The organism is Campylobacter sp. RM6914 (assembly GCF_004803835.1).
GTDB lineage: Bacteria > Campylobacterota > Campylobacteria > Campylobacterales > Campylobacteraceae > Campylobacter_A > Campylobacter_A californiensis.
Map to the genome: position 1 here is coordinate 1749606 of NZ_CP012545.1, position 12219 is coordinate 1761824.

Annotated in this window: 11 protein-coding genes and 4 tRNA genes; 6 read left to right on the plus strand and 9 right to left on the minus strand. The window is 37.3% G+C overall.

Annotated elements, in window-relative coordinates; genetic code table 11:
- Window positions 1–37 precede the first annotated feature (37 nt).
- Genes fliK through CCAL_RS09070 form a run of 3 tightly spaced genes read left to right on the plus strand, consistent with a single transcriptional unit; the run spans window position 38 to window position 3927 of the window.
- Window positions 38–1444, plus strand: coding sequence for a flagellar hook-length control protein FliK (fliK, locus tag CCAL_RS09060; RefSeq protein ID WP_170016311.1), 1407 nt, complete (start codon window positions 38–40; stop codon window positions 1442–1444).
- 19 nt (window positions 1445–1463) lie between these two features.
- Entirely contained in the window at window positions 1464–2315 is an 852-nt protein-coding gene (locus tag CCAL_RS09065) for a flagellar basal body rod modification protein (RefSeq protein ID WP_169938544.1), read from the plus strand.
- A 4-nt stretch (window positions 2316–2319) separates the two neighbouring features.
- A complete protein-coding gene (locus tag CCAL_RS09070) occupies window positions 2320–3927 on the plus strand; it encodes a flagellar hook protein FlgE (protein ID WP_169938542.1) in 1608 nt (535 codons plus the stop codon).
- A 35-nt stretch (window positions 3928–3962) separates the two neighbouring features.
- On the opposite strand, the gene CCAL_RS09075 is transcribed toward CCAL_RS09070, so the two are convergent.
- From CCAL_RS09075 to CCAL_RS09100, 6 genes are all read right to left on the minus strand, one after another.
- The gene (locus tag CCAL_RS09075; RefSeq protein ID WP_169938540.1) at window positions 3963–4406 is read right to left on the minus strand and encodes a copper resistance protein CopD; all 444 of its coding nucleotides are present in this window, start codon (window positions 4404–4406) and stop codon (window positions 3963–3965) included.
- A gap of 62 nt (window positions 4407–4468) precedes the next feature.
- Entirely contained in the window at window positions 4469–4906 is a 438-nt protein-coding gene (locus CCAL_RS09080; protein ID WP_169938538.1) for a hypothetical protein, read from the minus strand.
- A 99-nt stretch (window positions 4907–5005) separates the two neighbouring features.
- Window positions 5006–5082 (minus strand) — tRNA-Asp (locus tag CCAL_RS09085).
- Between the two features lie 13 nt (window positions 5083–5095).
- Window positions 5096–5171: transfer RNA gene (locus CCAL_RS09090), tRNA-Val, on the minus strand.
- 14 nt (window positions 5172–5185) lie between these two features.
- Window positions 5186–5261 (minus strand) — tRNA-Glu (locus CCAL_RS09095).
- Between the two features lie 15 nt (window positions 5262–5276).
- Window positions 5277–5352 (minus strand) — tRNA-Lys (locus CCAL_RS09100).
- 213 nt (window positions 5353–5565) lie between these two features.
- Between CCAL_RS09100 and CCAL_RS09105 the strand changes: the two genes are divergently transcribed.
- Window positions 5566–6825: an NRAMP family divalent metal transporter gene (locus CCAL_RS09105; protein ID WP_169938536.1), complete on the plus strand. Its 1260-nt coding sequence runs from the start codon at window positions 5566–5568 to the stop codon at window positions 6823–6825.
- A 70-nt stretch (window positions 6826–6895) separates the two neighbouring features.
- On the opposite strand, the gene CCAL_RS09110 is transcribed toward CCAL_RS09105, so the two are convergent.
- The 3 genes from CCAL_RS09110 to CCAL_RS09120 all read right to left on the minus strand — a co-directional run bounded on the left by CCAL_RS09110 (window position 6896) and on the right by CCAL_RS09120 (window position 9631).
- The gene (locus CCAL_RS09110) at window positions 6896–7579 is read right to left on the minus strand and encodes a cytochrome c3 family protein (protein WP_172285164.1); all 684 of its coding nucleotides are present in this window, start codon (window positions 7577–7579) and stop codon (window positions 6896–6898) included.
- The gene (locus tag CCAL_RS09115; RefSeq protein WP_172285153.1) at window positions 7576–8007 is read right to left on the minus strand and encodes a cytochrome c3 family protein; all 432 of its coding nucleotides are present in this window, start codon (window positions 8005–8007) and stop codon (window positions 7576–7578) included. The genes CCAL_RS09110 and CCAL_RS09115 overlap by 4 nt, the downstream gene beginning before the upstream one ends.
- Window positions 8008–8077: 70 nt before the next feature.
- Window positions 8078–9631, minus strand: a complete 1554-nt coding sequence (locus CCAL_RS09120) for a flavocytochrome c (protein WP_170017264.1) — start codon at window positions 9629–9631, stop codon at window positions 8078–8080.
- A gap of 140 nt (window positions 9632–9771) precedes the next feature.
- Here CCAL_RS09120 and CCAL_RS09125 point away from each other — a divergent pair, with 140 nt between their 5' ends.
- Entirely contained in the window at window positions 9772–10446 is a 675-nt protein-coding gene (locus CCAL_RS09125; protein ID WP_169938189.1) for a response regulator transcription factor, read from the plus strand.
- A complete protein-coding gene (locus CCAL_RS09130) occupies window positions 10439–11713 on the plus strand; it encodes an ArsS family sensor histidine kinase (RefSeq protein WP_216656463.1) in 1275 nt (424 codons plus the stop codon). The genes CCAL_RS09125 and CCAL_RS09130 overlap by 8 nt, the downstream gene beginning before the upstream one ends.
- Window positions 11714–12219 lie beyond the last annotated feature (506 nt).

Consider the following 12219-nt stretch of genomic DNA (forward strand, 5'->3'; position numbering starts at 1 on the left):
TTGCATATCTGCTTTTAGAAATAAACAAAGGCAAGATATGCAAACCCTAAAATCAAGCAACCCCATAGACCTGCTTAACGTTGCACCGACTAAAAAGCAAACCTCTTCTAAAAGTAACAACAAAGAGGATAGTGAGTTCTTATCCATGATACTAAACGCCGCGTCAAACAAAGCTAACAAAGGCGAAAGTATAAACGAAAAAGATATCAAAGAGATCGTAAAAACGATAGATGACAAGATAAAAATTCAAGAAGAAACACAAGTCGGAGAGCAAAATAAAATTCTAACCGACCTAGCAAACTTAGACGAAACCACCAAAAATGAACTTTATGAAAATGCAAATTTCATGCAGCTCTTGCAAGTTTTAGAAATTTTAAACGGTGGCGAGCAGATAAGCAAATTCCCAAATTTTAGCGATAAAATAGCCGCATTTTTATCAAATAGCGCAAACGTAAAAGAGCTTAGCGAGGTAAAAAGTATCACGGATCTACTTGATCTTGCTAAGAAATTTGACCTTGGACTTGAAAATCTCACTATCACGAACGACGATGTAGAAACATTAAGCGAGATGTTTAAAGGACTAGCCAACAAGGAGTTTTTTAAGCCCGTGTTGCCGCAAGCACAAAACATTTATAGTGGCGAACTTAAAAATCAAGTCGAGCAAACCATCAGCATGAATGAAAGCACAGAGCCTGTTAAGCTAAACGCTCTTTTGCATGAAATTTCAAAAGAGGTAAAACCAAATTTAAAACAGCAAACCCAAACATCACAAACCAAAACGCCAACATTGCAAACATCAGAAAACATGATAGATGAGGCTATAGAAACGACAAATACCGAAGAAGTAGCCATAAAAACAGTTCAAAATTTAAGTGTAAAAAACGAAAAAAATATAAATTTACAGTCGCTTTTATACCCTGAAAGGGAGCAAAATTTAGCGCAAGAAAGCATGACGCAAGGCGAGGAAATTCAAATCCAAGATGAAAATCCCCTAAACTCCATGGTGCGCGACATATCAAGCGCAGCTAGGTCACAGATACAAGAAAAAGCTCTCGTAAAAGAGACTTTTAGCAACTTTAGCGAAAATTTAAAAGAGCAAATTCAAAACTATAAAGCACCGCTAACAAGGGTAAATATCACGTTAAATCCGATGAATTTAGGCGAAGTCGAGATAACAATGCTTAACCGCGGAAATAACCTGCACATAAATTTCAACTCAAACACGGCTACAATGAATTTGTTTTTACAAAATCAAGCCGAGTTTAAAAACAGCCTTGTAAATATGGGATTTACCGAACTTGAGATGAATTTTAACGACCAAAGCCAAAGACAAGAAAAGGGTCAACAAGCCTACAAAAACCAAAACAAACAAGCACAAGAGAGTGAAGAGATACAAGAAGCGGAACAAAATTTGCTTGAGCTTGTTATACCAAGATATGTTTAAAAATTTAAAAGGATAAAAAATGGCAAGCGTAGCCGACGTTCAAACACAATTTACAGCAGATAAGATACAAGCCAAAAAAGACGCAGCAAAACTTGCAAGCGCAGACGGGACAAATCCCGGTTCACAACTTGACAAAGACGCATTTTTAAAGCTTTTACTAACAGAACTTCAGTATCAAGACCCGACTTCACCTATGGATACGGAAAAAATGCTAACACAAACAAGCCAACTAGCCACGCTAGAAATGCAAGAAAACACAAACTCGACCATGAAAGAACTTGTATCGCAATTACAAGCTAACTCAAGTATGTATGCCCTATCCGCGCTTGGAAAAATGGCAAACATCGGCACCGATAGAGTAAGCGTAACGGAAGAAACGGTAAATTTAACGATCCCTATCTACTTCCCATCTAATGCCACAGGCGGAACGCTAAGCATAACAGACTCCAACGGCAACGTCGTAAGAACCGAAAGTATCGGGTCGCAAAATGCCGGAACAAATACCTTTAACTGGAATTTGATCACAAACAGCGGAACAAAAGCCGGCACAGGAACATATGCCGTTAAGGTTAATTACACAGATAGCGAAGGCAACGCTAAAACTGCAACATACGGCTCATATCCTGTTGAAGCCGTTAAATTTATAGATGGTAAAGCCCAGGTAAAAATAGCAGGCGAATACATATCCGCAGATGATGTTTCAGAATATTACGAAGAAGTAAATTTAAATAACAAACAAACTAATACATCATCAAGTTCAACAAACAACCAAACACCTAAACAAAGTGTCGCAGAAAGTGCACTAGCTACAGAAAATGCATTAGCCGATGAGGCAGAAGCAGAATACAATGCACTGCTAAACAGAGGATAAAATCATGATGAGAGGACTTTATAACGGTGTTTCCGGGATAAAAACCCAGAGCTTTGGCATGGATGTTTGGGCAAATAACATCTCAAACATCAATAACGTCGGTTTTAAAGCCTCTACTCCGGAATACAAAAGCATACTTTATCAAACAATGTATTCTGCCGGCAACAAGCCAACAACCGATCAAGTAGGACTAGGTGCCGTAAAACAAGCAACTGCACTTGACATGAGCAACGGATCTTATCAAAATACCGATAACAATTTCGATGTTGCCATACAAGGCGATGGATTTTTTGGAGTTTTAGATAGATACGGCAAAACATACTACACAAGAGCGGGAAATTTCGACATAGATGCGGCTGGAAATTTAGTCGATACTTTTGGAAATTTTGTCCTAGGCACGATAAATGAATTATCAGCCGTAACTCCAAGCCAAAGTGCGCTAAACACCTTTGGCGGATCCGGACAAAGTGCTCAAAATGCCTATACGATATCTAAGGTAGATAGCTTAAATTTAGGCTCTGAAAGTGCACAATCAGCCATAAAGCTACCAAGCTTTTTATACCTCGCTTCCGAGCCGACAACGCTTGTAAATTTTAGAGGCAACTTAGACTCCACAGTAAAAACACAGATAGAAAAAAGCGAACTTAGCAAAGACACATACACGCAAAGTGTAGACGAAGATGTAAAAACCATAAGCATAAGTGGCGCACTTGAGCTTAGCAACTCCCGCACCGGATATAAGAAAAACGATAGCGTCACGGTAAAAATTGCCGATGCGAGCGGTAAATTTAGTGAATTTACAACTCAACTTGACAAAAACGGCAAATGGAGCTTAGAAAATCAAGATATAAAATACCTAGACCTTGATACGATAAGCACCGAAGTTAGTATATTTTCGAGCAAAGAGGTTGCCAACACTCAACAATTTAGCACGCAAGCTTACGGTGAAAACGGAGCGATAAATTTAATAACCATAAATTTAGAAAAACAAGTCCCTCAAACAAGTAACCAAACCCTCTGGAACGCGACCGCAACGATGACTGATAAAAACGGCAATGTCTTAAATTCATCACAAGGCATAATGACCTTTGGTCCGCAAGGAACACTAGTTTCAAACACACTAACAAGTGTGGGCGGCGTTAAGTTAAATTTTCTAGGCTCTAGCGATTCTAGCGTCTATGACGGTCTTATAAGTACCGCAAACAGCGACAAAAACATAAGCATAACTAAAAACGGGTATGAAGAGGGCGTTTTAAAACGCTATCAGATGAATGACAACGGCGATATACTGGCTATCTTTGACAACACAAGGATGTTTCCTGTGGCAAAACTAGCGCTTTACCACTTCCAAAATGACCAAGGACTAGCCAAAATGGGAGATAACATCTACTCTGCAACAGCAAATTCCGGAGAGGCATTTTTTTACAAAGACAAAGCGGGAGATGTTATATACGGCTCAAGGATATCATCAAATATGCTTGAAATGAGCAACGTCGATCTTGGCTCTGCACTAACGGAAATAATCGTAACGCAAAAGGCTTACGACGCTAGCTCAAAAAGTATCACAACAAGCGATGAGATGCTTCAAACCGCTATCCAAATGAAAAGCTAAAATTTGATTGATTAAAATATCAATCAAATTTAACCTCATACCATAAACATAACTTTTGCGAGTATGACTATGACAAATCCAAAAACAAAAGCGATATTATGTAAATTTTCACGTAAAAATTTAGGCGGCTGCTTGCCAAGTGTGCGGTGAGTTAAATTTATCACGACTCCCGCACCTATAACAAATGCTAAAATAACCTTTATCATAAAAATTTGCTGAAGAGGCGTTTGAAAATACCCTCCGGCTTTTGAGCCAACCCATGTACTCATCATCATACCACCGGTTAAAAACAGTAGCAAAAGACACAATGGCATGATCTTGATAGCTTTTTTGGAAATAGCACTTTTAACTCTATCAAATTCATCACCCAAAATACCCTTTAAACGCGAAAATATAATAACATCAAAGAAGATGTAACCTAGAAAAATTATCGCACATATAACGTGCAAAAGCTGGACATACGGATATATGGCTTGCATTTAGTTCCTTATCGGTTTTTGATTATTGTAGAGTATTTTTATCTGATTTGCAATGATATTGCTCAAGTGTTGTTTTGGGAGTAAATTTTAACCTCGTTGATTAAAAATTCATAAACACGTTGTTGGATTAAAATTTCGTCCTCATGACCATTCATCAAGCGACGAAGATGAGCAAAATCAATCTTACTAGCATACCTTCGATGCTTTTTCATGTCTTTATCTATGCTAAGCAAGAGAGCATCAAGAGTTAAATGATCTTTTCTTTTTACCTTTGAGATGTATTCTTGTGTGGTTTGGAGCAAAAATGCCTTTCGACTCTCATCGTTTTCGTAAATTTCAGTTGCTATCTTACGTAAAATTTCAAAATCACTCTCATCTGGCTCAAATTTAGCTGACAATATCGCCGCAAAAACTTTCGCGCGAAACTCAAGCGACTTATGATGGTAGACTAAAAACTGCCTAAATGCTGATAAAAAGTGTAGTTTAAATTTAAAAGCCATTTTGTGAAATCTTTATTTTAATATCGTTTTATTATACTCAATAAAAATAAAATCTAGCTACTGTTTTTACTTTGACACTATTAAAAATGGAAATTTGAGTGGCGCAGCGGACGGGGCTCGAACCCGCGACCTCCGCCGTGACAGGGCGGCATTCTAACCAACTGAACTACCGCTGCACCTAAAGAATAATGGTGGTCGCTATAAGACTCGAACTTATGACATCCACCTTGTAAGGGTGGCGCTCTACCAACTGAGCTAAGCGACCAATGAATTTATAAATGGCGACCCTTAGAGGATTTGAACCTCTGTTTCTACATAGAGAAAGTAGAGTCCTGAGCCACTAGACGAAAGGGTCATGAACCCGAAAAAGTGGTGTCCTGTGTTGGATTCGAACCAACGACCCCCTCATTAAAAGTGAGATGCTCTACCGGCTGAGCTAACAAGACATTTTTGAAAAACGAAGTCTGATTATACTAAAAACGCTATCTTTTGTCAAGAGAAAATTTAAAAGAATGTGTAATTTAGAAAAAATTATTACAAATTTTTGGAAAAAATATATACTATTTTGCTAATAACATGCTATTATTAAGACTTAAAAAAAATTTAATATAAATTTTATACTCATTGTGTATTTTGAGTTAAATTTTAAAGGTAATTCTATGAGCAAAAAGAAAATTTCTACCCTAGGCTCAAAGCTTGGAGCTTTAGGTCCTGGCATACTTATGGCTTCGGCCGCGGTAGGCGGATCGCACATCATCGCATCCACACAAGCAGGTGCGATATATGGCTGGCAGCTAGCTATCATTATCATACTAGCAAACCTTTTTAAATACCCATTTTTTAGATTTGGCACACAATACACCCTTGATAACGGACACAGCCTACTTACGGGTTACTACGAAAAAGGACGCTTTTATATCGGTATATTTTTAGTGCTTAGCCTCTTTGCAGCTGTTGTGAATACCGCAGCCGTTAGCATGATAACAGCGGCGATTTTAAGCTTTATATTGCCGTTTAAAGCAAGCACGACAATGCTAAGCGTGGTTGTATTATCAGCTAGCATGGCCATCATTTTACTAGGTAGATATAGCGTGCTTGATACGGTTTCAAAACTTATCATGATAACGCTTACCGCAACTACGGTTTGGGCGGTTTTGATCGCATTTTCTAGGACGGGATTTGACGGAGTTATGACACCTGACTTTATAGAGCCTTCGCCTTGGCAGCTTGGAGCACTTGGATTTATCATCGCTCTTATGGGCTGGATGCCTGCGCCAATTGAGATCTCAGCACTTAATTCAATGTGGGTAATAGCAAAGAAAAAGATAAAAAGAGTATCTTACGAAGATGGCTTGCTTGACTTTAACGTAGGCTATGTGGGAACAGCTATCTTGGCACTTGTGTTTTTAGCTCTTGGTGCGCTTGTGCAGTATGGCTCAGGAGTAGAGGTCGAGACTAGAGGTGTGGCATATATAAATCAATTTATAAATATGTATGCTGCGACTATCGGCGAATGGGCTAGAGGGCTTATCGCATTTATAGCATTTATGTGTATGTTTGGCACTACCATCACGGTTGTAGATGGGTATTCTAGGGTAAACTGTGAAAGCATCAGGCTAGTTTTAGGTAAGGATCAAACAAAGCTTGTTTATTTTAACTTGTGCGTTATCATAACAAGCGTCATAGGCTTTTTTATCATTTCGATGTTTAACAACGCCCTTGGGCCGATGGTTAGATTTGCAATGATAGCTTCGTTTGTTACTACGCCGATATTTGCGTGGCTAAATTTAAGCCTTGTCTTAAGCAAAGGACAACATAAGGTAAAGGGCTTTTTATACTATCTATCAATCACAGGACTTGCATATCTTAGCATATTTGCATTATTCTTTATAACTTACGAGCTTGGACTGTTTAAATAATCTTGGACTTCAATAGTCCAAGATTGATAGATGTATTTTAAAAATTTTAAATATCTAACTTGAGTACGAATTAATGTGAATTTGCCGGCTTTTTGACATTTTTCTCCAAAAACTCCCTCTCTTGTTTGGTTGGCTCATATTCATCTTTAAAGAACTCTTGCTTTGATTTTATCTTTTGTTCTAGCATTTTGTTCTCGTAAATTTTATACGAAGGCTTCCAGTATTCAAGCTGGTTTCTCATATCGTGAGCATGTCCTACTCCTACGTGGCAACTTACACATTTAAGCTCTTTGTCGCTTCCTTGAAGTTTAACGTAGTGAGCGTGCATCTTTTGAGCTTGCTGTGATGAAGCTGTTGTGTCTAAGATGTTAGTATGACAGCTCATACAGCCGTTGTCAAACACATAGTGCTCTTTATTTTTTAGATTAGCCACCCAGTTTATACTATCAGGATCGCCAAAGAAGTGGATATAGCCCTCTACTATGCCATTAACTGCTTTTTGATATACGTATTTGGCTAGGTTGTCGTGAGGTAAATGGCAATCAACACATTTAGCCTTTACGCCTATTGCCCCACTGCCTGCATGGATATCTTTTTGATATGATATAACCATAGGATCCATCTCGTGGCAGACTCCACAAAATCTATCCGTGCTGGTCTCTTCAAGCACATAATGAACCGGTAAAACAACGAAAAATCCAACAATGCCACTTATCACCACAATAAGAGCTAATAATTTCTTTGAAATTTTCATGGTGTTACTCCCATCCATTGTGGAACCTCATGCTCGTGGCATTCGCTACACATATTTATAGACGGCTTGTGCTCGAAGTGGCACTCGTCACAGTATAATGTAGGACCGTCGTGAACCGAGTTGTGTGGATTAGCTTTTAGCGTATCCATAAATTTAAGTCTTTGCGCTAGTAGCTTTTTAGTGCCGTGGCAGCTTAGACAGCCTTCATCTTTTATGTTTTTAAATTTACTAGGATCGTCACCTTGATTTGCATGACAATCTATACAGTCAAACGCCAAATGTTCATGATGAGGCTTTAGCTTATACTTAGCTTTAAGCTCATCAGACATTACTATCTTTGTTGAGTTTGTTTCAGCAGACTTCGTATCACCAAAGACGAAACTAAAACAGGTAACCAAAGATAGCAATAATAATGCCAATCTTTTCATAAAAGAACCTTTTGCTTGTTTTAATTAAATTTGGCAGGGATTAGCCACCCCGCCTTTTAGAAGATAATGTTTAAATGTTTTCACCAGCAATCATACCAAACACCATGCAATCACTCATACTCATAGTTCCAAGTCTTCCGCCGCCTTGTATGCCACCAGTTACTTCTCCGGCAGCGTATAGTCCAGCAATTGGTTTTTGTGTTTTGCGTGATATGACTTGAGCCTTTTCATTTATCTGTATGCCGCCCATGCAGTATAGAATTTTAGGAGTGCTTAAACTAGCATAAAATGGTGGTTTTGATACATCAATGCCATGAACATCGGCTTGTTTTAAGGGCTTGCCAAATTCAGGGTCTTTTTCGGCTTTTACATAGCCATTAAAGTCACTTACCGTTTTTAAGAAAGGCTCTACTGGTATATTGTAAGCTTTTGCTAACTCTTCAAGAGTATTAAATTTCTTGATTGAGCCGCTCTCGACACCTTTTGAAGTATAAAGCGGATTGTTTAGATCTACTGCTGCTTGGTCGCAGATATTTACAGGATAGTTGTCATTATTTGCGCCCTCAGCCATAACTTTAAATATCGCATCGCATTTTATTTTTCTGCCTGCATGCTCGTTCATAAAGCGTTTGCCTGTTTTTGGATTAATGCTTAAACCATAGTCATTTGAGCAGTGGTTTGTAAATACTGCTGACGTTCCAAAGCCTTTTTCTGTTGGGTTTGTGTATGGATTTAATTGTATCCAGCTTAGAAGTAGTGGGTTTGCACCTACATCCATAGCAGCTAGCAATGCACCAGCAGTCGCACCCGGTTGTGAAACTGTTTCTATATTTGTTTTTAGATAAGGCACTTGTTGAGCGCGGAACCATTTGTCGCTACTAAATCCGCCAGCTGCTAGTATAACGCCATTTTTGGCTTTTATGTATTTTACGTCGCCACCTGTATTTTCAAGATCATCGCTTGCAAGACTTGAATCAAATTTGTAGTTTTCGCGGCATTTTATGCCTACAACCCTATCGCCCTCCATAACAAACTCATCAAATTTTGTTCGTTTTTTGATGATAGCATTTGGATTTGCTTCTATCATTTTATGCATAGGTTGGATGTAGCCTGAGCCGCTTGCTACTTTTACTTGAACTGCACGCTTGATAGAGTGACCGCTAGCTGATATACATTTAGGTACAAACTCAACGCCAACTGTTGATTTTAGGTATTCAAATGCTTCGTTTGCTCTATCGTAAATAACACTTAAAAGATCTACGTGATTTAAATTTACCCCATCTTTTAAGCAGTCAGCTATAAATAGCTCCTTGCTATCTTTTATACCTTCGGCTTTTTGAAATGCGTTATTTGGCACAGCCATATTTCCGACATTGATAACAGAGTTACCGCCTGCGCGACCCATTTTTTCTATTAAAGCGACTTTTAAGCCGCGTTTTAATGCTTGAAGTGCCGCCATAGAGCCAGCAAAGCCAGTTCCGATGATGACAACGTCGTATTCCTCGTCAAATTTAACTTCATTTGATTTAATTGTGTCAGCATTTGAATTTATGCTACCTAATGCAAGAGCACTAGCTCCTACCATACTCATTTTAAGCAAATCACGTCTTGACATTTTTTCCATTGTGTCTCCTTTTAAAAAGTTGACAAATCATAACGTAAAGAAAGTGTAAATATAGTAAATTTTTGGTAACAACATAAAAATATTAATTTAATATATATGTTTAAGTTTTTTTGAATTTAAAAATCTGATATAATTGCGACATGATAAGAATTTTACTCATAGAAGATGATGAAGCTCTTGCAAAACTCATAGCAAGAGTATTAGAAAAAGAAAATGTCCAAACTCAAATCGCACTAAATCCGCTAGATGGACTTGAGATATTAAAGAGCAATAATTACTTGCTTGACGCTATTGTGCTTGATCTATCCTTGCCCGACATGGACGGGCTTGAAGTTTGCGCACTAGTTCGCAAAACACATCCTAGTTTACCCATCATTATAAGTTCAGCACGCTCGCAAACACTTGATAAAATAAAGGGTTTTGAACTAGGAGCTGATGATTATATTGCAAAACCTTATGAGCCAATCGAGCTTGTTTTTAGACTGCGGGCGATTTTGAGACGAGGGATAACTGTTGTAACTGATGATAAAATTTTTACCATAGATGTTGACAAACATATACTTTATAAAAATGGTAAAATCTTAGAGCTTCCTCTTGCAGAATATGATATATTTGCCTTTTTGTTTGAAAAAGAGGGGTTTGCCGTATCAAGAGAGGATTTGCTTTTAAGCCTAAGCTCAATAAAATTTCAAAGCGGCCTAAAAAGCATAGATGTGCTTGTAGGCAGATTACGTTCTCGTATCGGTGATAGCCCTAAGAATCCACGGTTCATACACTCAGTGCGTGGCGTAGGGTATAAATTTATAAATGCTTAAAATTTCAATTATAAAACTCTTTTCACTACTATTTCTAATAACCCTGATAGTTATTAATTTGTCTTTTTTTGTAGAGTATGAACGTCGTCAAAAAGAACATATATACCAAACTTTTCAAAGGTTCATGCTTGGTACACGCATAAGAGAAAATGGTGGAATAGACATACCGGAAAGACTTGCAGAAATCGGTATAGTTTACAGTAATCTTGATAATGACGACATAAGGGCAAACGGTGATATTTTACTTTATGGGACATATTCTGACATGATTGACTATAATTCTACAATGTATTTTGTTCCACACGAAATAAATGCAACTCATATAAGTGTTCAAGATATAATGTATACAGCCGCATTTGAAACCGATGATTACAGCGAAGTATTATCAACAAAATATGTTTCTGCTTTAGAAAATACACACAAAATAGACATGTCTAGCTTTTGGACTTTGTTTTGGAGTATAAATGGTGCGAGTTTTGGTTTTTTTGTTTTACTTTTGGGTAAATTGCTTAATCTTAGAAATTTAAAAAGGCAAATTAAAGCCGCTGGTTATAAAAAACAATTTAACCCCATTGTCATGAATACCGGAGATGAACTAGAGCAGATAGCAGGTGCATTTAACTCAACAATGCAGAAAATTAATGACTTAAAGGAGGCTAGAGAGCTATTTTTGCGAAATATCTTACATGAGTTTCGCACACCAGTAATGAAAGGCAAAATCATAGCAGGAATAAATAAAGATGACGAGTTTAGAGATGATTTAAAACAAATTTTTTCTCGCCAAGAGATTATACTAAACGAGATTGTAAAAATAGAAAAATTTAGCTCTCATGATTGGGAGCTAGAATTTAACGAATACCGAGCGATAGATTTGCTAGATCATGCCATGGATTTACTATTACGAGATGATACATGGCGTATAAAAATTTTTACAAGCGAGCAGGCAGAGATTTTTAATGTGGACTATGAGTTATTTGCGACGGCTATTAAAAATTTGCTTGATAATGCTTTAAAATACTCAAAAAATAATGTCGAGGTACAAATTTTACAAGGGACTTTTAGTATAGTAAGTGAAGGTGAACCTTTAGAGGCATCAAGGCTGGACTTTAGCCGTATATTTAATCGCAAGAGCGAAGTAGCCGGTTCCGGACTTGGACTTGGCATATATATCGCTAATCAAATTTTTATAAAACACGGCCTGGAGCTAAAATATATCCATAAAAGCAGAAAAAACATCTTTGTAATCAGTAAAAACAATAACAAATAACGAGTGTTTAAATTAATTAACTTACACGACTTAGTTTAGATGATCATCATAAACACCGCAAATAAACCTTATATATCGCTCGTTTTATCCAATTTTCATATCTTTTTATAATCTCAATACGCATTGAATTTTCAATTTTAAATACGCATACGTGATTGTTTGTCATGGTATTTTCTTTATAAGTAGTTTGGGGAATTTAATGCACCACTTTAATGCCACAAGCCAAATCTTTGCTAAGCTCGCTTCTAATTTGTAAGCTCAAACCGTATAGTTTTAAAATATTTTTAATATAAACTGTAAGCATAACGGCTCATTTCTAAACAAAGAACAAATCAAAACCTTCCAACTGCCCTATATTAGATCATCCTTAGAATGCCCAGCTAAGCGTATTTATAAATTTCTTTAGCATAGAAAAATTTGGCGATATTTGATGAAATTATAACAGACATTATCACTCTAACTTGAGCTACAAAAGAGATCCAAACAGCGATCTTGGAGCATTATTT